The sequence below is a fragment of the Romboutsia sp. LXY-2 genome (genome assembly GCF_056171995.1).
In genome coordinates this window covers 461,292-487,673 of the sequence record NZ_JBKFGI010000001.1, presented here as the reverse complement: position 1 = coordinate 487,673, position 26,382 = coordinate 461,292, and the positions used below count along the sequence as shown (strand labels likewise).

At 29.8% G+C, this 26,382-nt stretch carries 28 protein-coding genes; 22 read left to right on the top strand and 6 right to left on the bottom strand.

Going from position 1 to position 26,382, the window contains the following annotated elements; translation table 11 throughout:
• The first annotated feature begins 236 nt into the window (after positions 1 to 236).
• Complete coding sequence (locus tag ACI48P_RS02275) at positions 237 to 626, top strand: SdpI family protein (protein WP_475213060.1); 390 nt, start codon at positions 237 to 239, stop codon at positions 624 to 626.
• A 254-nt stretch (positions 627 to 880) separates the two neighbouring features.
• Here the strand turns inward: ACI48P_RS02275 and ACI48P_RS02270 are convergent, their stop codons facing one another.
• The 3 genes from ACI48P_RS02270 to ACI48P_RS02260 all read right to left on the bottom strand — a co-directional run bounded on the left by ACI48P_RS02270 (position 881) and on the right by ACI48P_RS02260 (position 1,614).
• Positions 881 to 1,003, bottom strand: a complete 123-nt coding sequence (locus ACI48P_RS02270) for a YvrJ family protein (protein ID WP_475214123.1) — start codon at positions 1,001 to 1,003, stop codon at positions 881 to 883.
• A gap of 127 nt (positions 1,004 to 1,130) precedes the next feature.
• Entirely contained in the window at positions 1,131 to 1,361 is a 231-nt protein-coding gene (locus ACI48P_RS02265; RefSeq protein ID WP_475213059.1) for a DUF2922 domain-containing protein, read from the bottom strand.
• A 34-nt stretch (positions 1,362 to 1,395) separates the two neighbouring features.
• Complete coding sequence (locus ACI48P_RS02260) at positions 1,396 to 1,614, bottom strand: DUF1659 domain-containing protein (RefSeq protein WP_475213057.1); 219 nt, start codon at positions 1,612 to 1,614, stop codon at positions 1,396 to 1,398.
• Positions 1,615 to 1,853: 239 nt separating this feature from the next.
• On the opposite strand from ACI48P_RS02260, the gene ACI48P_RS02255 reads away from it, so the two are divergent.
• Positions 1,854 to 2,105: a hypothetical protein gene (locus ACI48P_RS02255; RefSeq protein WP_475213055.1), complete on the top strand. Its 252-nt coding sequence runs from the start codon at positions 1,854 to 1,856 to the stop codon at positions 2,103 to 2,105.
• A 161-nt stretch (positions 2,106 to 2,266) separates the two neighbouring features.
• Here ACI48P_RS02255 and ACI48P_RS02250 read toward each other — a convergent pair whose 3' ends face one another.
• Positions 2,267 to 2,410 carry a hypothetical protein gene (locus ACI48P_RS02250; RefSeq protein ID WP_475213053.1) on the bottom strand — a complete coding sequence of 48 codons (144 nt, stop codon included), beginning with the start codon at positions 2,408 to 2,410 and terminating at the stop codon, positions 2,267 to 2,269.
• Between the two features lie 148 nt (positions 2,411 to 2,558).
• On the opposite strand from ACI48P_RS02250, the gene ACI48P_RS02245 reads away from it, so the two are divergent.
• Both ACI48P_RS02245 and ACI48P_RS02240 read left to right on the top strand, forming a co-directional pair.
• Positions 2,559 to 2,813, top strand: a complete 255-nt coding sequence (locus ACI48P_RS02245; RefSeq protein WP_475213051.1) for a Mor transcription activator family protein — start codon at positions 2,559 to 2,561, stop codon at positions 2,811 to 2,813.
• A gap of 165 nt (positions 2,814 to 2,978) precedes the next feature.
• Positions 2,979 to 3,458: a hypothetical protein gene (locus ACI48P_RS02240; protein WP_475213049.1), complete on the top strand. Its 480-nt coding sequence runs from the start codon at positions 2,979 to 2,981 to the stop codon at positions 3,456 to 3,458.
• A 186-nt stretch (positions 3,459 to 3,644) separates the two neighbouring features.
• Here ACI48P_RS02240 and ACI48P_RS02235 read toward each other — a convergent pair whose 3' ends face one another.
• Positions 3,645 to 4,535: a hypothetical protein gene (locus tag ACI48P_RS02235; protein WP_475213047.1), complete on the bottom strand. Its 891-nt coding sequence runs from the start codon at positions 4,533 to 4,535 to the stop codon at positions 3,645 to 3,647.
• A 375-nt stretch (positions 4,536 to 4,910) separates the two neighbouring features.
• Between ACI48P_RS02235 and ACI48P_RS02230 the strand changes: the two genes are divergently transcribed.
• A complete protein-coding gene (locus tag ACI48P_RS02230) occupies positions 4,911 to 6,962 on the top strand; it encodes an SH3 domain-containing protein (protein ID WP_475213046.1) in 2,052 nt (683 codons plus the stop codon).
• A gap of 143 nt (positions 6,963 to 7,105) precedes the next feature.
• On the opposite strand, the gene ACI48P_RS02225 is transcribed toward ACI48P_RS02230, so the two are convergent.
• Complete coding sequence (locus tag ACI48P_RS02225) at positions 7,106 to 7,783, bottom strand: hypothetical protein (protein ID WP_475213044.1); 678 nt, start codon at positions 7,781 to 7,783, stop codon at positions 7,106 to 7,108.
• 169 nt (positions 7,784 to 7,952) lie between these two features.
• On the opposite strand from ACI48P_RS02225, the gene ACI48P_RS02220 reads away from it, so the two are divergent.
• From ACI48P_RS02220 to truB, 17 genes are all read left to right on the top strand, one after another.
• Complete coding sequence (locus ACI48P_RS02220; protein ID WP_475213042.1) at positions 7,953 to 12,251, top strand: PolC-type DNA polymerase III; 4,299 nt, start codon at positions 7,953 to 7,955, stop codon at positions 12,249 to 12,251.
• A 277-nt stretch (positions 12,252 to 12,528) separates the two neighbouring features.
• Positions 12,529 to 13,509, top strand: coding sequence for a LacI family DNA-binding transcriptional regulator (locus ACI48P_RS02215; protein WP_475213040.1), 981 nt, complete (start codon positions 12,529 to 12,531; stop codon positions 13,507 to 13,509).
• Between the two features lie 246 nt (positions 13,510 to 13,755).
• Entirely contained in the window at positions 13,756 to 15,141 is a 1,386-nt protein-coding gene (locus tag ACI48P_RS02210) for a PTS transporter subunit EIIC (protein ID WP_475213038.1), read from the top strand.
• Between the two features lie 84 nt (positions 15,142 to 15,225).
• The gene (locus ACI48P_RS02205; protein WP_475213036.1) at positions 15,226 to 16,674 is read left to right on the top strand and encodes a glycoside hydrolase family 32 protein; all 1,449 of its coding nucleotides are present in this window, start codon (positions 15,226 to 15,228) and stop codon (positions 16,672 to 16,674) included.
• Entirely contained in the window at positions 16,664 to 17,059 is a 396-nt protein-coding gene (locus ACI48P_RS02200) for an RDD family protein (protein WP_475213034.1), read from the top strand. The genes ACI48P_RS02205 and ACI48P_RS02200 overlap by 11 nt, the downstream gene beginning before the upstream one ends.
• Positions 17,060 to 17,074: 15 nt before the next feature.
• Positions 17,075 to 18,046, top strand: a complete 972-nt coding sequence (locus ACI48P_RS02195; RefSeq protein WP_475213033.1) for a carbohydrate kinase family protein — start codon at positions 17,075 to 17,077, stop codon at positions 18,044 to 18,046.
• Positions 18,047 to 18,322: 276 nt separating this feature from the next.
• The gene (locus tag ACI48P_RS02190; RefSeq protein ID WP_475213031.1) at positions 18,323 to 18,778 is read left to right on the top strand and encodes a hypothetical protein; all 456 of its coding nucleotides are present in this window, start codon (positions 18,323 to 18,325) and stop codon (positions 18,776 to 18,778) included.
• A 220-nt stretch (positions 18,779 to 18,998) separates the two neighbouring features.
• Positions 18,999 to 19,202: a DUF362 domain-containing protein gene (locus tag ACI48P_RS02185; RefSeq protein ID WP_475213029.1), complete on the top strand. Its 204-nt coding sequence runs from the start codon at positions 18,999 to 19,001 to the stop codon at positions 19,200 to 19,202.
• Between the two features lies 1 nt (position 19,203).
• Positions 19,204 to 19,788: a 4Fe-4S binding protein gene (locus tag ACI48P_RS02180; protein WP_475213027.1), complete on the top strand. Its 585-nt coding sequence runs from the start codon at positions 19,204 to 19,206 to the stop codon at positions 19,786 to 19,788.
• 173 nt (positions 19,789 to 19,961) lie between these two features.
• Positions 19,962 to 20,423, top strand: coding sequence for a ribosome maturation factor RimP (gene rimP, locus ACI48P_RS02175; RefSeq protein WP_475213025.1), 462 nt, complete (start codon positions 19,962 to 19,964; stop codon positions 20,421 to 20,423).
• Between the two features lie 28 nt (positions 20,424 to 20,451).
• Positions 20,452 to 21,504 (top strand): transcription termination factor NusA, encoded by a 1,053-nt coding sequence (gene nusA, locus ACI48P_RS02170; protein ID WP_475213021.1) that lies wholly within the window; start codon positions 20,452 to 20,454, stop codon positions 21,502 to 21,504.
• Between the two features lie 12 nt (positions 21,505 to 21,516).
• On the top strand, positions 21,517 to 21,792 hold the full coding sequence (gene rnpM / locus ACI48P_RS02165; RefSeq protein ID WP_475213018.1) for an RNase P modulator RnpM: 276 nt from the start codon (positions 21,517 to 21,519) through the stop codon (positions 21,790 to 21,792).
• On the top strand, positions 21,782 to 22,102 hold the full coding sequence (locus ACI48P_RS02160; RefSeq protein WP_475213016.1) for a L7Ae/L30e/S12e/Gadd45 family ribosomal protein: 321 nt from the start codon (positions 21,782 to 21,784) through the stop codon (positions 22,100 to 22,102). The genes rnpM and ACI48P_RS02160 overlap by 11 nt, the downstream gene beginning before the upstream one ends.
• A gap of 14 nt (positions 22,103 to 22,116) precedes the next feature.
• Positions 22,117 to 24,066, top strand: coding sequence for a translation initiation factor IF-2 (gene infB, locus ACI48P_RS02155; protein ID WP_475213013.1), 1,950 nt, complete (start codon positions 22,117 to 22,119; stop codon positions 24,064 to 24,066).
• Positions 24,067 to 24,087: 21 nt separating this feature from the next.
• Positions 24,088 to 24,477 (top strand): 30S ribosome-binding factor RbfA, encoded by a 390-nt coding sequence (gene rbfA, locus ACI48P_RS02150; RefSeq protein ID WP_475213011.1) that lies wholly within the window; start codon positions 24,088 to 24,090, stop codon positions 24,475 to 24,477.
• Positions 24,470 to 25,444, top strand: a complete 975-nt coding sequence (locus tag ACI48P_RS02145) for a DHH family phosphoesterase (RefSeq protein ID WP_475213009.1) — start codon at positions 24,470 to 24,472, stop codon at positions 25,442 to 25,444. Before rbfA ends, ACI48P_RS02145 begins: the two co-directional genes overlap by 8 nt.
• Positions 25,445 to 25,455: 11 nt before the next feature.
• Positions 25,456 to 26,361 carry a tRNA pseudouridine(55) synthase TruB gene (gene truB / locus ACI48P_RS02140; protein ID WP_475213007.1) on the top strand — a complete coding sequence of 302 codons (906 nt, stop codon included), beginning with the start codon at positions 25,456 to 25,458 and terminating at the stop codon, positions 26,359 to 26,361.
• Positions 26,362 to 26,382: the final 21 nt, after the last annotated feature.

The window sequence follows — 26,382 nt, the reverse complement described above, 5'->3', positions numbered from 1 at the left end:
TTAGAGAGTCAATAGAATATGCACTATAAATATTGAGGATAGATTATGTGTTGAAAATAAAAATCAAAAATACAAACAGGATAAACTATCAATAGTTGAATGTGCAAGTAAGTATAATATAGATGTTCATGTGAGTGGGCCTTTAGGGCAAGGAAGAGCTAGTGATTATGAAACATTTATTAGAAAACAATTGTTATATATTACGAACTAAGAGGTAGGAGGTGAAATAAATTAATATGGTTGATTCAGATATATTATTAATATATATATATCCAGTAATATACTTAATATTGGGTATTATTTTTAAAATAATAAAGCCTAAATATCCACCAACGGGCAAAAACCCTTTAAATTCTGGAATATTATTAAGTAGTGCACTAAAATCTGAAGAACATTGGGACTATGCACAGCGTGTTGGAACAAATATGCTTATAATGGGGAGTGTAATTACTTTTGTTATAGGAACAATAGAAAATATTTTATACTTAAAAGATATAATCAGTCCTATGGTATATCAAATTTTGTCTGTTTCAAGTGGTAGTATAGTACTTCTATTTGGATTTTTATTATTAAATAAAAAGGTGAAAAATTTACCAATAACTAGAAACGGTAGTGAGGATAATTAACGGATATGAAGGTTATAAAGGGAATGTTTCAAACTGAGGTATCGATTTTAAAAAATTAGATTTAAGTAGTGAGTATGAGAATGTGCTCGCTACTATTTTTTAAAATAAGTAGGAGGATTGAGATAAAATTTTAAAATTCCAATTTGTAGGGAAGTTTTGATGAACAATATTAACATACTACGAACTAAGAAGGGGCATCTCAAAAACAGAGATACCCTCTTTTAAATTTACAGTATAAGGACCATATAACACTATTATTTCATACTTATTATATTTTTAGATAATTCATTAATACTATCAGATAAAGTCTGCAGCTTACATTTAATCCTTATAAGCAAATACATGCTAAGGGCAATAGGAAAGCCTACAGAAGCTATCAGATTTTGAATTTAAGAATTCATCATAAACACAACCTTTCAAAGCAATTTAACTAAAAAGACTATGCTCAAAAATACAAATTCAAAAGCATAGTCTTTATTAGTTTTATAATATTTTAATTAACAACTATCCTATGACTAAATCATAAGGAGTAGTATCTGTAACAACAACCTTAGCTTCAACAGACGAAACTAAATCATAACCATTTGGAGCAAATAGATTATTAGACACAACTAAGTCCATAGTAGCTTTTATCTCTTCCTCAGTTAAATCTTCTCTAGGATCATCTATTGATAAAGATACTTTCTTTCCATCTTCATTAGCAAAGGTCATTAATAATATTTTAGTAGTTTCCATTTATAAATCCCCCTTTCTTAATATTAAAAATACATTATTGAGCTATAGATGTATTATCTACTTTGCATATATCCATAAGGATATGATCTTGAAGTGAAGCTAATCTTACTGCTACATCATATACATCTTGAGCTATTGCATCATGCTTTAAATAAGAATAAGACTTAATTTTTCTTTTTTCCTTTCTATCAACCATTCCAAAGCTAAACTTTAAATTTAGGCTAGATGGACTGTTAATTGCTGTAACTACCATATAGATTTCCTCCTTTGTTATTAAGAAAGTAGTTATCTTATTTTCTTGATATAAGTATAGGATTTTTGTTTTAAGCCATATACTAAAGTTTTTTATTAAAATTTTATATTAAGGACATTAGTGTTTTAAATGCCAATGTTAACATATAAATTTATAAATGATGAACTATTTGTAGACATTTGAAATACTTATGATACTATCTAAGTAAGGAAGTAAATATAGGGGTAAGGGGGGATATTATGGATACAGTTGAAATTATAAGAACTGTAATAGGAGTAGTATTAATACTATTTGGATTAGGGGTATATGTATACGAGAAACGTCACGCTATGAAATATTCAGAATTTAGATATAGCCCTATAAGCTGGCTTATTTGCTTAATAGCAGGTGTTTGTGCTATGGCTTATTCAGTGAAAATTGGAGTTATTTCTGCAGTAGTTACTTTGATATTATGGGTAATTACAAAGATGGTGGTATCAAAACAAGATTAGAAAAAGAGCAATATAAATATTTTACAAACTAGTTCATAAATCCCCGTAAATAATTATAAGTTTTCTTATATACTATACGGGGATTTTTATTATATTAATCAAAAGGTTAGTCAATATAGCCTATCTTAAAAATTATGGCTAACAGATTTTTATTACTATCATTATTTATTCAAAAAAGTAAGTAAGGTAGTAGATATGGTGTCTGAGATTTCTTTTATATACTTACTACATTTTAAGTTGTTTTCAACTTCTATATTTGAGATAAAGTCTTTTCCTCCATGGCCATAGTCTAAGTACCATTTCATAGTTATTCCTCCTTAAGTTTTATTATTATTTATTAGAGGGTACTATGAGTTTAGTTAACTTGGATATAGAAGTATTTTATTATTTAAGGTAGGATGTTTGATGTGAGATATAGAATATATAGATAATTCATTAAGTGGGGTGATTTGTATGTTGGAGTATTTGACTAAAGGGGATTTGCCTGATAGTGTGAAGGACATTGTTGATGTGATAGGTATTGATGCTTTTAAAGATTTGGTAAAGTTAGCTGGCGGAAGTAATTTGTATATACCCAATGAGAGTAATCTTGTTAAGCCTATTAGAAATAGAAGAATTAAGGAAGCGTTTAGGGGAAGTTATAGGGATATATCTATGAAGTATGGGATTAGTGAGGTTCAGGCTAGGAATATTATTAATAAAGGGTAGTTTTTTTAGTTTTGGATATAACTTCATAAAAGTTTATAAAAAATCAAAAGATAGAAAGAGTGGAACTGGTTATAAAAGACATTAGATTATTATAGCGTAATAGATATATTGAAATGATATAATATTATTATATAAATATATATTAAATACAAAGGGGTATTAATAATGGGTATAGAGAATAAATGTGAAATAAAAAGCATTTCAAAATGTTTAGTAGATGAATTTAAAGCACAAGAAATTACGAAAGAAGAATTTTTAAAATTAAGCGAAAATATTTCTACTTTAGAGTTAAATGACAACTCAATAATATACAAAATAAGTGATTCTAATTTTATTCAATCATTATTAAGTGAGAATGAAAAATCAGAAATACAAATAACTATAGAGCATTTTGATAAAAACTCTGAGGACATAAAGTGTTCATCTTACGAGTATCAAATAAGTACAGGAAAACTGATAATTATTGTATTAGAAAGTATAGATGGAGAGACTTTAGATAGTTTTATAATGGATGGAATAGGAGAATTTATATTTAATTGCTTATCTAAATTTGTTGGTGATGATATTAAAAAAAGTGAAAACCCTTTAGATGAAGTAATCGAAGAACTGAAACATTTCAAACCATACGGTAAATATTTTAAATAACACTAAGGAATGACTATATTTCAATAATATATGTCATTCCTTATATATTATCACACAATTATTTAATTAAATATAATATGTGATAGATAAGCACAAACTAAGCAAAAAGAAGGTGAACTAAAGATGAAAGTGCAGGAAGTTAAAATTGGACAATAACCAAAGAAGGTATTTATTACTTGATGATAACTATCTTAAGGAAGCTACTAAATCATATAACTTATAAAACTTTTCTTTAGGAACTTCATGAACCTCATTATAGTCAGGTGATAGAAATATATGTGTATTAATACTATAAGAAGAATCTAAAAGCTCATTAATGTCTGGCTTAGTAATAAAAGTATTAACTTGATTTTCATCACTAAATATAAAATCATTAGTTGTACCTATTAAAATAGAATGTTCAACACCTGTTTTAATAGCATTAAGTTGAAGATACATATCTATAACAACATCCTCATAAGTAGTAATAGTATATTCTTTTTCTTTATAAATTTTCCAGTATCCAAACTTGTAATCACCTGTCAAATCTACTGTATCATCAATCGTATCCAGTTTTAAACCAAGTACATTTCTACAACTATCAAGTGTAAGATATCCATCGGTTTCTAATATTTCTAATAATAAAAGATAAGAATCAATAGTTTCCTTATTAATTTCTATAAATTCAATATCAAAAGAAGAATCTATGGAGTTTAGTAGTTTTTTATGTGTATTTATAGAACTGGATGTGACATAAGCACTAGCACTATAAGTCTCAGATAATTGTATTGATTTATCTAGATTATCAATATTTGTTTCTAATCTCAGGTCATGAATAGAATTTTCAACAAAAGATATATCAAGTACTTTATCCTCATATTCAAAATCTAAAGATTGTACGCTAGAGGAAACGGTCTCATATGAGTCAAGTCCAGTTAAATCTTTTACTATATCGTCAGTGGTTAGAGTTTCATCACTGTATAAAATCTCAGCATAGTCTAAAAATGCACTTTCTAAATTATCATGTTTAGATTTTGTACTATCATACTTAGGCTCTGGATTTGGTTTGGTTGTAGTAATAAGGTATAATACGGGCAATATTATAATTAAAAGGTATAATAAATTTTATTTTCTTCAAAATATCCCCCCTTAAAATTGAATATATCATATTTATATGATATCAGATATATATATTATTTAGTTGCTATTTTATCTTTTTCAATTATTAAGTTTTTTTAATATTTATAAAAATTTACTCTTGATAAGTCTAACAAAGCCTAAATTTATATTAGGTATTTTTATGTTAAATATTTGCATTATGAATCTTTTAATATAAATATAAATCCCCAAGATCAACCAACAATTAATTTTCAAAATATACAAAATATAACCACTGGTAATATTTACTATTAATATAACCTGTCGTATAATTATAATAAGTGTAGATAATTAGAACGAAAGGGGCGAATACTTATGAAAAAGAAAATAGCATTAGCAACACTAGCCATGATTCCGCTAGGTGTAGCAACTGCAAACGCTACAGGACAAACAGGTGTAGTTACAACAACTTCATTAAATATAAGAAGTGGACCATCTACCAGCTATAGCGTTATTGCTTCAGCAAAGAAAAATGAAAAAGTTACTATCTTAAGTTCGTCAAATGGATGGTACAAAGTAAAGCTAAGCTCTGGAAAAGAAGGATGGGCTTCTGGTACATATATTTCAGTGAATAGCACTAGTGACCAACAAACTTCAACAAATCAAAAAAAGGTATCTGTAAGCGCATTAAACATGAGAAGTGGAGCAGGTACAAGCTACAGAGTAATTACTGTATTAAAGCAAGGTCAAGTAGTAGAAGTAATATCAGAAAGCAATGGATGGACAAAAATTAAACATGATGGAAGAATTGGATATGCATCAAGCCAGTATTTAGAAAACATCAAATCTGATAATAATCAAAATACTACAAATAAAAAAGTAAATACAGACACTTTAAACGTAAGAAGTGGACCAAGCACAAGCAATTCAATAGTAGGTAAATTGAAAAAAAATCAAACTGTAGAAGTAATATCAGAAAGTAATGGATGGTCTAAGATTAAATACAATTCAGGTCAGGCGTATGTTTCAAGTACATATCTGTCAAAAGTAACAGAACAACCAAAACCAGAGCAACCAAAACCGGAAACACCAAAGCCAGAAAATCCAGATGTTGCTACTGTTAAAAAAGAAGTAAACACAAATGGTTTAAATGTAAGAAGTGGAGCAGGTACTAATCATTCTATCGTAGGAACGTTAAACAAAGGAAAACAGGTAGATGTAATATCTGATAGTAATGGATGGTCTAAAATCAAATACAACAACGGGACTGCATATGTAGCAAGTAGGTATTTATCAAATATAAGTGAAAAACCAACAGAACCAGAACAACCAAAGCCAGAACAACCAAAACCAGAAAATCCAGATGTTGCTACTGTTAAAAAAGAAGTAAACACAAATGGTTTAAATGTAAGAAGTGGAGCAGGTACTAATCATTCTATTGTAGGTAAGTTAAACAAAGGCGATCAAGTAGATGTAATATCTGATAGCAATGGATGGTCAAAGATTAAATACAATAATGGTCAGTCATATGTGGCAAGTTCATACTTATCAAATATAAGTGAAAAACCAACAGAACCAGAAACACCTGGTACAAATCCAGATGAAGGAACAGGAAACGCAGGCGTTAATTACAACCCATTAAGCTATACATTATCTAGTCATGTTAATAAGCAGTTAGAAAGAGTTAGTGTTGGAGGGAATGTAATAGATTCTAGTAAGCCAAGAAGTGGTGAAGTATTAGCTATGGCAGCGCAAACAAGAGGATTTATACCAGCTGATGTTAGTGATTTAGAGTACTTCTTAAATCCTGCAAACTTTACTGGCAGCTCAAAAGGTATGATGCAATTCTTAAGAATTGATAAGTATAGTGAAGGTATATCAGTATCAGCATTAAATGGTTATTTAAATAGTTTATCACCTGCTTCATCAGGAACAAACGTATTTTATAATCAAGGTCAAGCATTTATAAATGCAGCTAGAAAATATAATATAGATTTATCTTATCTTGTATCTCATGCTATGTGGGAAACTGCTTATGGTAGATCAACTTTAGCACAAGGTCAAACTCTTACATCATTTAAAGGGCAACCACTTCCAGAACCTGTAAAGGTTTATAACTTCTTTGGTATAGGAGCTATAGATGCTAGTGCAAACGTGTCAGGAGCAGAAGCAGCATACTCTAATGGATGGACAAGTATTGAAGCGACTATTGATGGTTCAGCTAAGTGGATATCTCAAAACTACATAAATAGTTCAAAGTATAACCAAAATACTATATACAAAATGAAGTGGAATTATGATTATACATGGCATCAATATGCTACTGATGTAAACTGGGCAAACGGGATTTCAGGCATAATGAACACAGTGGCAAAATTATATGACTCATCAAGTAATTTAACTTATGAAGTTCCTAAATATAAATAAGAATTTTCTCAGCAAGTAAAATATACATCAGTAAGTAAATTATATTAAGGATGTTTTATTTATGAGATTAAAACATAAAAAAATGGCTATATATATTAAATATATAGCCATTTTATTGTATTAAAAAGATTGTATAAAATATTTTAAGATAAGTATCTTTTGTATTTGAATAATACATCAATATTGTGCTCCTTAACTATATTTTTAAGGTTTCCATAGTTATAAGTAGCTAGAGCGTATTCACGTATTTTATTGAATAGATATTCTTCCTTTGAATTTTCTATTACTACAATAGTTTTTGCTATGTCCCAAGCTTTTGACTCCCTGTCAATTAAGTTCCTTTTTAGATCCATAACACATTCTTCTAAGTCTACTGGAAGATTCATTTTGTGTAAGTTACTATCATTAATATCTATATCATATTCAATAAGTTTATCAATTAGTTTGGATAATATATCTCCATAGCTGGTTTTTGCATCGTATATGGTAGGGTCTAGGATATGACCCACCTCATGAGATATAACAAATTTAGCAATAGATTTTATATTTGATGAGGAGATGGTAATATTATTAGTAGTTGAAGTAGAATCTATATAAGCGAAAAAGTTATAACAAAAGGATACAAATCCTTGCTTAGAGGCTAATACAAATCTTAGCCTAGGCAGTGCACAGATAGGTATATGTTTATTCTTGGAATAGAATAAACGAACCTTTTTATCTATACTAAGATCTTTAAGTGAAGTTTTAAGTAGTTTCTTTTCTCCAAGGTCATTATAAAAGATAAGTATCTTGGAGAATTTAGATTGTATAGAATTAGCCACATTAACACCGCCTTATATTTAAAGAGTATAGTATTTATATATAATATTAAAAAAAACAAGATTTGTAGCTAATCCAATTTAAATAATGAATATTAATTTATTCCAAAAAATTATTTAATCATTATAAATATAGCTATGATATAATATTTAGTCTAAGGAAGGTGATTTTATGGAAAATGTAAAAGAGTACTTAGATAAACTTGAGATTAATAATAACGTCTTAACCAAGCAGTTAAAAGATGTTTATATAAATAAAGTAGTTTATTTTAAAGAAGATAAGATAGTATATTTTTACCTGACTTCTAAGGACATTGTGTCTTATGAACTATTAGATAGATTAAAAGAAGAGCTTAAAGAAAATTTAAGTTATTTCAAAGATATAAAGATGAAAATTAGATACACAGGTTTAGATAGAAAATCAAATAAAGATATTATAAAAAGATATTGGATAAATATTATATATATCTTAAAAAGCCTTTGTCCATCAATAGATGGCTGGAAAAAACAAGTTGAGTATTTATGCTTAGATGATGAGCTTAAGATAAAGCTTCCTAAAGGATTGTTTTATGAAAGATTAATGAACAAAAATATAATACATGTTCTAAAAACTGTATTGGCCGAGGAAGTTGGTTTAGACCTTGATATTGTTATTGAAAGAGCAGTAGATGAAAAGGTAAATGTAGAGAGATTGATTAAGAAAAATGATAAAGAAATAGAAGAAAGAATAAGAGAATTAGAGTTTAATAAAAGTAATACTCCAAGTGAAGAAGAGGAAACAGGCTATGTAATAAAACCAGAAGTAGATGAAAATCTAATATATGGTGAAAATGTAAATGTACTTATTGAGCCAGTTAACAAACTAAGCGCATCTTCAGGAACTATAGGAATTGTTGGAGAAGTTTTTGAAGTAGAAACTAAAGAATTAAAAAATGGAAAGATATTATTAATTGCATCTATTACAGATTACACAAGTTCTATTAACTGTAAACTATTCCTAAACGACTTAAATAAGGACAAGGTATTAGATGAAGTTAAAAAAGGAGCTTACTTAAAGATAAAGGGAGATGTAATTTACGATACTTACCAAAGAGAAATAACTATGACAGTAAGTGGAATAAGAAAAGAATCTAAGCTTGAACGTAAAGATAATGCTGTAAATAAAAGGGTAGAGTTACATGCTCATACTCAAATGTCATCAATGGATGCTATATGTTCTGTAAAAAAACTTGTAGAACGTGCTGCAAAATGGGGACATAAAGCAATAGCAATTACTGATCATGGTATAGTTCAGGCCTTCCCTGATGCAATGCATGCTGGAAAAGCTAATGGTATCAAAATTCTTTATGGAGTAGAAGGATACTTAGTAGATGATGATGCTCTTATGATTGATGATCCAAATGATAAAGAACTTTCTCAGTCCTTTGTAGTATTTGATATAGAGACAACAGGTTTTTCAAATACAAATGATAAGATAACTGAGATTGGTGCAGTTAAAATAGAAAACTTTAAGGTGGTAGAGAGATTTAGTGAATTAATAAATCCAGAGAAAGATATATCGTACAAAATACAAGAACTTACAGGTATAACTAATGATATGGTTAAGGATAAGCCTACTATAGAAGAGGTTTTACCAAGGTTTATGGATTTTGTTGGAGATAGTGTACTTGTAGCTCATAATGCTGAGTTTGATACAGGATTTATATCACAAAAATGTAGAGAACAAGGACTAGAATACAACAGTAAAAGTATAGATACACTAAAGCTTGCAAGGGTATTATTACCTGATCTAAAGAGACATAGATTAAATGTTGTTGCTAAAGCTTTAGGAATACCACTACTAAATCACCATAGAGCAGTAGATGATGCTGAAGCAACTGCTCATATATTTAATAAGTTCTTAGAGATGCTTACTAATATGGGTGCTAAAACATTAGAAGATGTAAATACTGTTTTAGGTAAAATAGATTATAAAAAACTAGCTACTAATCATATAACACTAATTGCAAAAGATTATACAGGACTTAAAAATCTATACAAAATAGTATCTGATGCTCATGTAAATCATTTTTTCAGAGCGCCTAGAATATTAAAAAGTGTATTAAATGAACATAGAGAAGGGCTTATAATTGGCTCTGCTTGTGAGGCAGGAACAGTATTCCAAGCTGTTAAGAAAAATGTAAGTGATGAAGAAATGGCTAAAGTCATTGAGATGTATGACTATATAGAAGTAATGCCAGTTGAAAACAATAAGTTTATGATTGAAAAAGGCGAAGTAAAAGATATAGAAGAACTAAGAGATTTAAATAGAAAATTAATAGAAGTTGCTAAAAAGTTTGATAAAATTCCTGTGGCTACAGGAGATGTACACTTTTTAGATAAGCACGAAGCTGTACTTAGAAAGGTACTAAAGTATTCTCAAGGCTTTAAGGTAGATGAAGAAGAAACTTACCTACACTTTAGAACTACAGATGAAATGCTTGAGGAATTTAGATATTTAGGTGAAGAGCTTGCTTATGAAGTTGTAGTTGAAAATACTAATAAGATTGCTGATATGGTAGAAAGTATTAAGCCAATACCTGATGACACATATCCTCCTGTAATTGAAGGATCTGATGTTGAGCTAAGAGAAATGTGTTATGAAAAAGCTAAAAGAATTTATGGTGATCCAATACCTGAGGTTGTTATTAATAGACTTGATAGAGAGCTAAACTCTATCATAGGTAATGGATATGCCGTGATGTATATAATCTCTCAAAAGCTGGTTACAAAATCATTAAGGGATGGATATCTAGTTGGTTCGAGAGGGTCAGTTGGATCATCTTTTGCAGCTACCATGAGTGATATAACAGAGGTTAATCCTCTTCCAGCCCATTATATTTGTGATGATCCAGAGTGTAAGTACTCATACTTCTTTGAAATAGGGGAATATGGTTCTGGAGTGGATTTACCAGATAAAGATTGTCCAAAGTGTGGTAAGCCACTGAGAAAAGATGGACACGATATACCTTTTGAAGTTTTCCTTGGATTTGAAGGGGATAAGGAACCAGATATAGATCTTAACTTCTCTGGAGATTATCAGCCTACAATACACAAATATACTGAAGAACTTTTCGGAGAAGGATACGTTTATAGAGCAGGAACTATAGGTACTGTTGCTGAAAAGACAGCCTTTGGTTATGCTAGAAAATATATAGAAGAAAATAATATTAATGTTCCTAGTGCAGAGGCACTAAGACTTGCCAATGGATGTACTGGTGTAAAAAGAACTTCAGGACAGCATCCAGGTGGTGTTATGGTTGTTCCACATTATAAAGATGTATATGACTTTACTCCTATACAGTATCCAGCCAATGATACTACTTGTGGAGTTATAACAACACACTTTGACTACCACTCAATAAGTGGTAGAATACTAAAACTTGATATACTTGGCCACGATGCCCCGACCATGATAAGGATGCTTGAAGACCTTACAGGAATAATAGCGACAGATATACCGCTAGATGACCCAGAGACAATGTCTTTATTTACATCAACAGATGCTTTAGGTGTAACACCTGAAGAAATAAATTGTCCTATAGGTTCTCTTGCAATACCAGAGTTTGGAACAAAGTTCGTTAGACAAATGTTACTTGATACAAAGCCAACAACATTTGCAGCTCTTGTTCGTATATCTGGACTTTCTCATGGTACCGACGTTTGGTTAAATAATGCTCAAGATTTAGTTAGAGATGAAATAGTTGGGATAGACGAGGTTATATCTACCCGTGACGATATAATGAACTACTTAATATTCAAAGGACTAAAACCTAAAAATGCCTTTACAATAATGGAAAACGTAAGAAAAGGTAAAGGACTAAAGCCAGAACATATTGAAGAAATGCATGCAAATGATGTTCCTGAGTGGTATATAGGTTCATGTCAAAAGATAAAGTACATGTTCCCTAAAGCCCATGCAGTTGCTTATGTTATGATGTCCTTTAGACTTGCTTATTGTAAAGTTCATCATCCAGAAGCTTTCTATGCAACCTATTTTACAACAAAAGCAGAAGACTTTGATGCAGACTTAATTGTTAAGGGTCTACCAGCAATAAAGGGTAAAATAAATGAAATAGAAAGTTTGGGAAATGATGCAACAACAAAAGAAAAGAATATGCTAACAGTTCTTGAAGTTGCACTTGAGATGTATGCTAGAGGTATTAAAATACTTCCAGTAGATATATATAAATCAGATGCAACAACTTTCCAAGTTCCAGGAAAAGGCCTATTACTTCCTCCAATGATTGCCCTACAAGGTGTTGGAGAAAATGCGGCAATAAATATTCAAAAAGAAAGAGATAATGGTGAATTTATTTCGAAGGAAGAGTTAAGAAAGAGAACTAAGATTTCTAAAACTGTTATTGAAACACTTACAAACCATGGTTCTCTAAATGGGATGAGTGATGAAAATCAATTATCTTTATTCTAAATAAGATGTAAACAAGATATAAAAAGATTTTAATAATATATAAATAAACATAAATAAATTTAAACATATTAATCATGAAGTGATGTAAAAGATTAGTCAAATTATTTTGGCTTAGTATATTGCTTCATGATTTTTATTTGGTTTTATAACCTAGATAGTAAAAATGTTATATGATATACTAAAGAAAATTGAAGAAAATGACTAAAGAATAACTAGTATTAGATTTGTATAAAATCATAAATACGTTGTGATTTAGATTATAAAATAGGGTGATTTAATGAATATAAGTAAGATTGCGGAGTTGGCAGGTGTTTCAAAGTCTACTGTATCTAGATATTTAAATGATGGATATGTCAGTGTAGAAAACACTAAAAAAATACAAAAGGTAATAGAAGAAACGGGATATGTACCATCTTCTTATGCACAAACACTTAGAACAAAAAAGACTAATTTAATAGGTGTTATACTTCCTAAAATAAGTTCTGAAACTATAAGTAGAATAGTAGATGGCATAAGTGGTGAAATATCTAAGCATGGATATAATGTATTGCTTGGAAATACTGATTTGAATATAGAAAAGGAAATAGAATATTTAAATATATTTAAGAATAACGAAGTAGATGGAATAATTTTTGTAGCAACAATAATAACACAAAAGCATTTGGATATAATGAAAAATATAAAAGTGCCAATAGTAATAGTTGGACAAAATATAGAAAGATATTCTTGTGTATATCATGATGATTATGGAGCTACATATGATTTAATAAAAATGTTAATAGACAATAATTATAAAAACATTGGATATATAGGTGTTAGTGAAGAGGATATAGCAGTAGGTCTTGAGAGAAAAAAAGGATATCTAAAGGCTCTTACTGACTGCAATATGGATATAGATAATGAAAAAATAGCAATTGGGGATTTTTCAACTCAATCTGGTTATGAAGCTTGTAAAGAATTAGTATCTAAGAAAATTGATATGGATGTTATATTATGTGCAACAGACAATATGGCTATGGGGGCTATGGATTATCTTAAAGAAAATAATATAGATATACCTAAAGAAATAGGGGTAGTATCTATAGGAGATTCAAAATTATCTAGAGTTGTAACTCCAAAACTTAGTACAGTTCACTATTATTACAAAACAAGTGGAATAGAAGCTGCTAAAGTGATGATTGATAAAGTAAAGAATGAAGATAAGAAGGAAGTAAAGATAAAATTAGGATATGAAATTATTAAAAGGGAAAGTATATAAATAAATACTTTCCTATTTTATTTACTTTTTTTAATTAGGAAAATGTTTACGGATTGAAAAAAATAATGTATAATGAGTTTAAATATGATACCGATACCACAAAAATATTTATACATAATATAAAACAAAACTATGTATTTATAGGTTTATTTACAAAATAAGTAAAAAGTATAGTTTAGAACTATGATTAGATTTTTTTATAACGTATGGTATCGATACCATGATATAAGGTGAGGAGGAGTAATTATGGATTATAAGAAAGTAGCCCAACAAATTTTAAATGAAATTGGGGGAAGTGAAAATATTGTATCAGCAGCACACTGTGCAACAAGACTTAGGCTAGTTATAAAATCAAATGACATCGTAAACAAAAAAGAATTAGAAAGTATTGAAGGTGTAAAAGGAGTGTTCTTTGCTTCTGGTCAACTTCAAATAATATGTGGTACTGGAGCTGTTAACAAAATACACGCAGAACTTTTAAAATTAACGGGTCAAACTGAAGTAAGTAAAGATGATTTAAAGAAGGCAGCAAGTGCTAATGATAATAAATTTAAAAAGATAATAAAGACTTTAGGAGATGTTTTCGTACCTATAATACCAGCTATAGTGGCTGGAGGTCTTATGATGGGACTTACAGAATCGATAAACTTCTGTGTTAACAATGGATACTTAGCAATAAATACTAGTGCATCATGGTATGTATTCTTGCAAATGTTTAGTAACGCAGCATATATTTTCCTACCAATACTTATAGGATTTAGTAGTGCAAAAGTTTTTGGTGGAAATCAATTCTTAGGTGCAGTAATAGCAATGGTAATGATACATCCAGATTTACAAAATGCATGGACTGTTGCATCAGAAGGTGTTTTAAATAGTCAGCCTGTATGGTTTGGCTTATATGATATACCGCTAGTTGGTTATCAAGGACATATTATACCTATAGTAATAGCAGCATATATTATGAGTTTTATAGAAAATAAGCTTCATAAAATTGTTCCTGAAATGCTAGATTTATTTGTAACTCCATTAGTTACACTGTTCACAACAGGATATATTACTCTTACTATAGTAGGACCAGTATTTGTTTTCTTAGAAAACTCTTTATTAACAGGAGTTCAACAAATAGTACAATTACCATTTGGTATAGGTGGATTTATTATAGGTGGTATATATGCATCAACAGTAGTTACTGGTATACATCATATGTATTCAATAATAGATATAGGGCAAATAGCTCAAACAGGTTACACTTATTGGTTACCAATAGCATCTGCTGCAAATATAGCTCAAGGTGGAGCAGCTTTAGCAGTAGGATTTAAATCTAAGGATAGTAAAATAAAGGCACTAGCATATCCAGCAGCACTTAGTGCTATGCTTGGAATAACTGAGCCTGCAATATTTGGTATAAACTTAAGATTTATGAAGCCATTTATAGCAGCAGCCCTAGGAGGTGCAGCAGGTGGTCTTTATGCTTCAATAGTAGGTCTTGGAGCTACAGGAACTGGTGTTACAGGAATATTTGGTATATTACTACATTTACACAATCCAATAAACTATATAATAATGTTTGCGATATCAGTAGGAGTTGCTTTTGGAGTAACACTATTATTAGGATGGGATGAATCAAAATAATTAAAATAAAAAGGTGTCGATGTTATTATGTTGGCACCTTATTATACATTTAAGATAAGTAGAGGCAAAATTTGGAGGAAATACATGAACGCTTTAAATAGAGACCTAAGAAGGTTGGTTAATATAATAGAAAGAAATGAAAAAGAAAGAGTTAACAGTGATTACTGGAGAATGAAATTCCACTTGATGCCTACAGTTGGATGGTTAAATGACCCTAATGGGCTTTGTGAATTTAATGGAAAATATCACGTGTTTTATCAATACTCACCCTTTGATGAAAATGGAGGAGTGAAGCTATGGGGACACTATAGTAGTAAGGATTTTATAAACTGGGAAAACAAAGGAGCTGATGTTTTAGCAGATCAACCATATGATTGTCATGGTGCATATTCAGGTTCAACTTTAGTTCATGATGGAAAAATGAATATATTTTATACTGGAAACGTAAAAAACATAGGAGACTATGATTATATAAATTCTGGAAGAGAGCATAATACTGTTCTTTTAGTTAGTGAAGATGGAAAGACTTTTAATGATAAAAAGCTAATAATGACTAATAAAGATTATCCTGATAATTTGACTTGCCATGTTAGAGACCCTAGGGTTTGGGAGGAAGACAATAAGTTTTATATGGTGCAAGGAGCTAGAAGTAAGGACGATGTAGGGCAGGTTTTAGTTTTTGAAAGTGATGATATGATAAATTGGAAGGTTATAAACACTATAAAAAGTAAAGAAAAGTTTGGTTATATGTGGGAGTGCCCAGATTTAATAAAGTTAGAAGATAAGACTATATTATTAATATCTCCACAAGGTATAGAAAAAGAGGGTATCAAATATAACAATATATATCAAAGTGGATATTATGTTTTGGATGGAGATTATAAAAGTGATAATTATACTTTAAATGATTTTGAAGAAATAGATAGAGGATTTGATTTTTACGCACCTCAAACCTTTGAAGATTCAAAAGGAAGAAGAATATTAATAGGTTGGATGGGACTGCCTGATGTAAAAGACTTATATTCTAACCCAACTACACACTATGGGTGGCAACATGGATTAACAGTACCAAGAGAACTTAGTATTAAAGATAAAAAGGTATTACAAAGTCCTATAAAAGAAATAGAAGAATTAAGAAGAAAATCTATAAATGAAGAATTAACTTCTAAATCATACAATGAAGCTTATGATACTTTTGATATGGTTATGGATATAAAAACTTGTGAAAATATTAATATTACAATAAAAGACTGTGCTACTATAAATTATAGTAGGGAAAATGAGTTATTTAGTCTTTACTTTATAGATGGTGGATATGGAAGAGATATTAGAAGTGCTGTAGTTAAAGATTTAAAGAATCTTAGAATTCTTACTGATACTTCATCTATTGAGATATTTATTAATGATGGAGAAGAAGTATTTACTACTAGATTTTATCCAAAAAAAGATCAAAATGGATTAAAAATAGATGGTCAAAACTTATCTGGAAAATTAACAATTTATGAAATGGAGGCTTTCACTATTGAAGACTAAAATAATATCTAGAGCATTGGCATTAATAATAGACAATATGATAATATATGCGCTACTAGTTGGGATTTTTATTAATATAGGAAAGAGTACAGAAGCTTCATTAAGTATAGGTAGTTTAATATTTACAATATATATAATATTAGCTCCTATATTATTTAAAGGATATCATTTTGGAAAGTATATGATGGGAATGAAAATAGTTAAAGATGATTATGATAACCCATCAATATTTAATATATTAGTTAGAGAAATGTGCAAAATGATATATATTATACCTATAGTAGGAGTAATACTTGCAATTATTTCTAACTATATGGTAAATGTAAGAGAAGATGGAAAAGCAATTCACGATATAATAGCGAAAACTAAAGTGATAAATATATAGAGGGTGGTTATACACATGAAAAAAGTTATTAGTATAGGAGAAGCTTTAATTGATTTTATACCAAATCAAAAGGGATGTTCTTTAAAAGAAGTAGCAGGATTTGAAAGGGTAGCAGGTGGAGCGCCAGCGAATGTTAGTGCTGTAGTAGCAAAGCTTGGTGGAAAGGCTAATTTTATTTCTCAATTAGGTAAGGATGCTTTTGGAGATTATATAATAGATGTTTTAAAAGAAGCTAATGTTAATACTGAATATGTTTTAAGAAGTGATAAAGCAAATACTGGATTAGCTTTTGTATCATTAAAGGAAGATGGAAATCGTGATTTCTCATTTTATAGAAATCCAAGTGCGGATATGTTACTTGAAGATAATGATATAAAAAAAGAGTGGTTTGATAATTGTCATAGCCTACATTTCTGTTCTGTGGATTTAATAGAATGTCCAATGAAAAGAGCACATAAAAAGGCTATAAAATATGCATTAGAAAATAATAGTATAATAAGTTTTGACCCAAATGTAAGATTACCTCTATGGGATAGTGAAGAGTCATGTAGAGAAGCAATACTTGAGTTTTTACCATATTCACATATAGTCAAGATTTCTGATGAGGAGCTAGAGTTTATAACTGGCTTTGATAATATTGAAGATGCAAAAGAAGTATTATTTAAAGGTAATGTTAAGCTAGTATTATTCACTAAAGGGAAGGATGGTGCAGAAGCTTATACTAAGGATAGCTTTGTTAAAATACCTGGAAATGTAGTACAGGTAGTAGATACTACTGGTGCTGGGGATTCATTTATAGGTGCATTTTTATATAGCTTATTAAGTAATAATATAGGTATAGAAGATTTAGATAAAATAGACAATGAAACTATGGAGAGGTATTTGTTATTCTCAAATAATTACGCAGCTTATAGTACAACAAAAAAAGGTGCTATAGGTTCATATGCTACACTTGATGAAATAAATGAATACATAAAAAATAAATAAGTTAAAATTAATTAAAAAGAAATCTATCTTACATTAACGGGTTTATCTATGAGGTTCAATTCTTAAAATAACATGTTAAATCACAATTAAAATCGCAAGATAGTTTGGCGTTATATTATATTAATTAGGACGCAATTGTTAGATAATGCGAAGTAATGATGCTTTTGATATAATATAGATAAATAGGAATTCAGCTAGTGGAAGTTACTCTTACGAAAGAATATAAGTTAGAGGGATTTAAAATAAAACGATTTTACTTAATGAAGGTATAGAAATTTGTTTTGTATTACGTTAATTATTTTATTAGGAATTCTATTTATTGTTTTAAAAACCAAAGTAAAAGGTATTGAGCAAATTGAAAGATATAAAAAAGTCACATTGAAACTTGATGTTTTTCTATCAATAATAGCGATTGTTTTTTTCAGTGTTTTATTTGCAACAGAACTACAGGGTAGAATTCTAGAACGTAGTTCTCATGCATTTATATTATTATTTTTATGGATAATTGCTACTTCTTTTTATACAGAGTTAATGAAACATTATAACAATAAACAAATACTAATTACCTCAATAGTTGGTTTTATAATTTCAGTGGGATTGGCTATTACACTCACTCCTCTTGATAGATATTGTTTATTGGTATATTCTCATTTAAATGTATTTAGTTTTATTTTAGGAGCTTATCTTATGTTAATATTTTATATGAATTATTTATTAAATAAGGTAAAATAAACTCAATTTTGAAATATAGATTTCTTGAGTTATTTTAAATATGATGAACTACAAATCGCAATATACACACCTTAAATAGGTTTTGTATATTGCGATTTTTATTGTGGAAACTTGTGTAAGTTTTGTGACTTAGTTACAGAATACTTATGGCAAAAAATATATTATATAGAAACGAAATAAATATTATTAATAAATAAAAGTAATGAGGGAGGAATAATAAATGTTAAAGAAAAAAGCAATTGTAAACATAAATGAGTGTGTAGCATGTGGGAGTTGTGTGAAGATGTGCCCCCTAAATCTAATAAGTATTGAACAAGGGGTATTTGCAAAAATTAATACAGATAAATGTGTTGGATGTGGAAAGTGCGCAAAAGTTTGTCCAGCTTCTGTAATAGAAATACAAAAAGTGGAGGTGGCTAAGTAATATGAAAAAGAAAAATAAAAAAACATTTAAAGATTATATGTGGATATTATCAGCGCTATATTTATTTTTAGGAATGTTTAATATATTATTTGCATGGATAGGAATGTTATGTTTTTTAATACCATTAATAATGTCTGTTAGTGGAAAAGGAAAGAGCTACTGTAATAATTACTGCGGTAGAGGGCAATTATTAGATATAATGGGTAATAAGATGAAATTATCAAGATACAGAGATATACCTAAGTTTTTAAGAAGTAAGACTTTTAGATATGGATTTTTAGTATTTTTCTTAACTATGTTTTTAAATATGGCATTTAACACATACTTAGTATTTAAAGGGACTAATGATTTAAAAGAAGTATTAACCTTGTTATGGACCTTCAAAATGCCGTGGAACTGGGTGGATGTAAGTATGGTAAGTCCTTGGGTAGCTCAATTTGCCTTTGGATTCTTTAGCTTAATGGTAACATCAACAGTTCTTGGAATAATAACAATGCTTTTATTTAAGCCTCGTTCTTGGTGTGTATATTGTCCAATGGGAACTATGACTCAGATGATATCTAAAGCTAAATACAAAGAAAATTAATATTATACTTAATACTATAAAAAGATGTAAATATTAAAAAATTTGCAACGCAAAGTAATATATGGTATTATAGTATATAAAATAGTATATTTTGCAGAAACTAAGAGTGAGACCGACGTGCTCACTCTTTTGTTTTAAATACTAAAATGACAACTGAATAGGAGGTAATAAAAATGAAAAAGAGTATAGAAGCTACAATAGAAGAAATGGTTTTAGAAATTACAAACCCTCGTAACTTTGAAATTGTAGACGTTGAATACGTTAAAGAAGCTGGTGAATACTACTTAAGAGTATACATAGACAAAGAAGGTGGAATATCTTTAAATGACTGTGAAGAAGTAAGTAGAGCTTTAAGTGAAGTATTAGATGTAAAAGATCCAATAAAGGATAATTATTTCTTAGAAGTATCTTCACCAGGACTAGATAGACCATTAAAGAAAGATAAAGACTTCGTAAGATATGCAGGAAGAGATGTTGAAATAAAATTATATAAACCAATGAACGGATCAAAGCAGTTCGAAGGGGAGTTAGTTGGATTAACTGAAGATAATAATATAAAAGTGATAATAGATGATAATGAAGTTGAGTTTAACAAAAAAGAAGTAGCATTAGTTAGACTTGCTATAAAGTTTTAGGTGTAACATTACCAGGGAGGAAAGAAAGATGAATCACGAATTTATAGAAGCGCTGGACGAATTAGAAAAGGACAGAGGCATAGACAAAGATATACTAATAGATACAATAGAGCAAGCACTTTTAACTGCTTACAAGAAAAACTTTGGAGCAGCTCAAAATGTTAGAGTTGAGTTCGACAAAGAAAAGGGAGATATAAAAGTATTCTCTCAAAGAGTAGTAGTTGATGAGTCAGATTTATACGATACATTCTTAGAAATAGAATTAGCTGATGCTAGAGAAATAAATGCTAACTATGAACTAGGAGATATAATAGAAAATGAAGTTACACCTAAAGACTTTGGAAGAATAGCTGCTCAAACTGCTAAGCAAGTTGTTGTTCAAAGAATAAGAGAAGCTGAAAGAGAAATAGTATATAAAGAGTTCATAGAAAAAGAAAATGAAATAGTTACAGGAGAAGTAGCTAGAGTAAACAAAAACATAGTATATGTAAATCTTGGTAGAATAGAAGCTGTAATGACTCAAACTGAGCAAATACCAGGAGAACACTACAAAGCTGGTCAAAAAATAAAGGTTTATATATTAGAAGTGAAGAAAACTAATAAAGGACCTCAAATAGTTGTTTCTAGAAGTCATCCAGGTTTAGTTAAGAGATTATTTGAATTTGAAGTTCCTGAAATATTTGAAGGAATAGTTCAAGTTAAATCTGTAGCTAGAGAAGCTGGTTCAAGAACTAAAATGGCTGTTAGATCAATAGACGATAAGATTGATCCAATAGGAGCTTGTGTTGGACCTAAAGGTTCTAGAGTTAAGAACATTGTTGATGAACTAGGCGATGAAAAAATAGATATAATAAAGCATAGTGATGATCCAGCAGAATTTATATCTGCATCATTAAGTCCATCAAAAGTTGTTAGAGTAGATGTTAATGAAGAAGAAAAATCTGCTTTAGTAGTTGTACCTGATTACCAATTATCATTAGCGATAGGTAAAGAAGGACAAAATGCAAGACTTGCAGCTAAACTTACTAACTGGAAGATAGATATAAAGAGTGAGTCTCAAGCAAATCAAGAACAAGAATAGGGAGGGATATCTTTGCAAAAAATAAAGAAGGTACCTCAAAGAAAATGTATAGCTTGTCAGGATAGAGAATCTAAAAAAGAATTTATAAGAATCGTTAAGAATAAAGACGGTGAAATATTCTTAGATCCATCTGGAAAAGCAAACGGAAGAGGCGCATACATATGCAAAAGTTCTGAATGTTTAAAGAAAGCTATAAAAACTAAGGCTTTAAATAAAGCTTTTAAAGTAGAAGTATCTAATGAGGTATATGAAAAATTACTTGCGGAGTTAGAAGCATATGAAAAATAATGACGAAAAGATATATTCATTTATTGGTCTTGCAATGCGTGCAGGAAAAATAGTTTCAGGCGATGATTCTACCTTATTAGAAATGAGAAGAGACAAAGTTAAATTAGTAATAGTTGCAGAAGATGCATCAGAAAATACTAAAAAACTTTTTAAAGATAAGTCATCACATAGAAATATACCACAAGTGTATTTTTCTACAAAATTACAAATCGGATTAGCAATAGGGAAGTCGCCAAGAGCAGTTCTTGGTATAAAAGACAACGCCTTTGCTAAGAAGTTAATCGAATTAATAGAATTACCAAAAATATAATAGGGGGTGATCTTGTGTCAAAAACAAGAGTATACCAAATAGCTGAAGAATTAGGAATGTCAAGTAAGGATTTACTTGAAAAATTAAAGGAATTAGAAATAGCTGCAGATAACGAAAAATCTGAGTTAGAAGCAGAAGAAGTAGAATTAGTATTAGAAATATTATCAGGAGAAGTTGCAGCATCTAACGATGGTCCAACTATAAGAATAGAAGGAAAATTAACAGTTCAAGAATTAGCTAATAGTTTAGAAAAAAGTGCTTCTGAAGTAATAATGAAGCTTATGAAAATGGGAACTATGGCTACTATAAACCAAGAAATAAGCTTTGAAATAGCATCACTTTTAACTAAAGAATATGGATTTGATTTAGTTGTAGGTGGAGCTAATGACGAAGAAGAAAAAGAAGCAATAGATGCTTTAATGGAAATAGAAGAAGATAGAGATGAAGACTTAATGCCAAGACCACCAGTAGTTACTGTAATGGGACACGTTGACCACGGTAAAACATCTTTACTTGATGCTATAAGATCAACAAGAGTTACTACAAGTGAAGCAGGTGGAATAACTCAACATATAGGTGCGTCTGAAGTATCTGTAAACGGACAAAAGATAGTATTCTTAGATACACCAGGACATGAGGCTTTCACATCTATGAGAGCTAGAGGAGCACAAGTAACTGATATAGCTATATTAGTTGTTGCTGCTGATGATGGTATAATGCCTCAAACTATAGAAGCAATAAACCATGCTAAAGCTGCTGGAGTACCTATGATAGTTGCTATAAACAAAATAGATAAGCCAAGTGCTAACCCAGATAGAGTTAAGCAAGAATTATCTGAACAAGGATTATTAGTTGAAGACTGGGGTGGAGATGTTATAGCAGTTCCAGTATCAGCTCTTAAAAATGAAGGAATAGATACATTACTAGAAATGGTTCTTTTAGTTTCTGAAGTAGAAGAATTAAAAGCAAACCCTAACAAGAGAGCTGTTGGTACAGTTATAGAAGCAGAACTTGATAAAGGTAGAGGACCAGTTGCTACAGTACTTGTACAAGGTGGAACATTAAACGTTGGAGATCCAATAGTATGTGGTGTTGCATCAGGTAAAGTAAGAGCAATGATAAACTCTAAAGGTAAGAGAGTTAAGACTGCAGGACCTTCTACAGCTGTAGAAATATTAGGTTTATCTGAAGTTCCACAAGGTGGAGATCAATTCGTTGCAGTTCAAACTGACAAGATAGCTAGAAACGTAGCTGAAAAGAGAACTCAAATGGCTAGAGAAGAAATGTTAAAATCTAACCAAAGAATGTCTCTAGATGATTTCTTCAGTCAAATGAGTAACGCTGAAGTTAAAGAATTAAACATAGTAATAAAAGCAGACGTTCAAGGTTCTGTTCAAGCTGTTAAGCAATCTTTAGAAAAATTATCTAATGAAGAAGTTGCTGTTAGAGTTATACATGGTGGAGTTGGAGCTATAACTGAATCTGACGTTATGCTTGCTGCTGCTTCAAATGCTATAATAATAGGATTCAACGTAAGACCAGTTCCAGGTGCTGAATTAATGGGACAAAAAGAAAAAGTTGATGTAAGAAGTTACACAATAATATACAAGGCTATAGAAGATGTTCAAGCTGCTATGACAGGAATGCTTGATCCTGAATACAGAGATGAAGATACTGGTAAAGCTGAAGTAAGAGAAATATTTAAGTTATCTGGAGTAGGTACAATAGCTGGATGTTATGTAACTACTGGTAAGATATTCAGAGGATCTAAAGTAAGAATAGTTAGAGACGGATTCATAATACATGAAGGTCAATTAGCTGCTCTTAAGAGATTCAAAGATGATGTTAAAGAAGTTAACCATGGATACGAATGTGGTATGACTTTCGTTAACTATAACGACTTAAAAGAAGGCGATATAGTAGAAGCTTATATAACTAAAGAAATAGAAAGAAAATTAAAATAGATATAAAGAGGTCGATAATTAATGGCATCATATAATAGAACAAGAAGAATAGCAGAAGAAATAAGAAAAGTTGTTAGTACAATGTTAATAAGTGGAATAAAAGATCCTAGAATAACATCTATGGTAAGCGTAACTGATGTTGAAGTTACAAATGACTTAAGCTATGCATATGTTTACGTTAGTATATTAGGTGGAGATGAAGAATCTACATTAGTAGGGTTAAGAAGTGCTGTAAACTACATTAGAAGAGAAGTTAGTAGAAATGTTAAGTTAAGACATACTCCACAAATAATCTTCAAAGTAGATGATTCTATAAAAAATGGAATGTACATGTCTGATCTTATAAGAAAAGTTAATGAAGGCGTATCTAATGATGAGTCTGAAGTTAACGAGGAAACAGATAATGATTAATAATATTGATAATATTATAGATTATATAAATGGAGGTAACTACTTTGTAGTTACTTCCCATGTTAGTCCTGATGGAGATAACATAGGTTCCACTCTTTCTATGTACTACTACTTACAAAAACTAGGAAAAGAAGTTTGTTATGTATTAGATGATAACTTACCACTTAACCTAAGATTTTTAACAGAAGATGTAAATATAATAAAGTCTAGCGATTTTAATATGGAAGATTATACAATAATTGCACTTGATTGTGGGGATAGACCTAGAATCTGTGTAAGTGATGAAATAAAAGACAATGCAAAAACTGTAATATGTATAGATCACCATGCAAGTAATGATGCATACGGTGACATTAACTATATAGATAGTGATGCGTCTTCAACTTGTGAGCTAGTATATAATTATTTAGTTAGATACAACGAAAGATTTAATAACAATGTTATTGATGAAAAGGTTGCCACAGCTTTATATACTGGATTAGTTACAGATACTGGTAACTTCTCATATTCAAATACTCATCCAAGTAGCTTTGAAATGGCTAAGGAATTAATGCTTGCAGGAGCTAAAAGAAATGATGTAATTCAAAATGTATTCCAAAGCAATCCATACAATTATTATAAATTATTAGGTGAAGCGCTAAATACTTTAGATATAGTTAATGAAAATGTAGCAAGTATAATGATAACTAAAGAGATGCTTAAAGATAACTTAATAAGCTTTAATGATGTTGATGGTATAACATCTTATACTAGAGATATTAAAGGTGTTGAAGTAGGTATACTACTTAAAGAAAAAAAGGAAAATGAGATTAAGATAAGCTTAAGATCAAAAAATTATGTTGATGTTAGTGAAATTGCCAAATCTTTTGGTGGTGGAGGACATGTTAGAGCTTCTGGATGTACTATAAATGATACTATAGAAAACGCTAAAAAGATGGTATTAGAAGCAGTTTTAAAATCAATTTAAGGTGATAAGTTATGAACAAAATTATAAACATATTGAAGCCTACAGGAATGACATCACATGATGTTGTAAGTAGAGTTAGAAAAATATTAAATATAAAAAAAGTTGGACATACAGGTACCCTTGACCCAGATGCGTCAGGGGTATTACCTATATGTGTAGGAAAAGCGACAAAAGTTAGTGAGCTTATTCTTAATAAGGATAAGTCATATATATGTGAGTTAACATTAGGTATTACAACTGATACTTATGATTCATCAGGAGAAATAATTGAGAGAGTTGATGATTTTAATATAAGCAAAGAAAAAATTGAAAAAGCTTTTGAATCTCAACGTGGAGAAATTGACCAGTTACCTCCTATCTATTCTGCACTTAAAGTAAATGGAAAGAGAATGTGCGATTTAGTTAGAAGTGGTAAAGCTGATGAAATAGTTGTAAAATCAAGAAGAGTAAACATAAAAGAACTTAAAATACTTAGTATAAATGAAAATAAAGTAATGTTTTTAGTTGAGTGTTCTAAGGGAACTTATGTAAGAAGTATATGCTACGATATAGGAAAAATCCTAGGTTGTGGTGGTCATATGTCTTTCTTACTTAGAACATCATCTGGAAGATTTAATCTACAAAATGCTATAACACTTGAAGAATTAGAAGAGCTTCACAAAAATAATAACCTTAATGATCATTTATATGATATAGATTATGTACTTCATAATTTTGAAAAAGTTAATCTAAACCCAAGTGCAATGAAATATTATTGCAATGGTGGAGTAATAGATGATAGAAGATTTAAGATAGAAAATGAAAAATCTTGTTGTGAATTTGTTAGAGTTTATAGTGATGACAAATTTTTAGGTGTAGGAAAATTATTAAAACGTGACAACACGCTAAGCCTAAAAAGTGATAAACTATTTATATAAAATGAAAATACTAATTTTCGT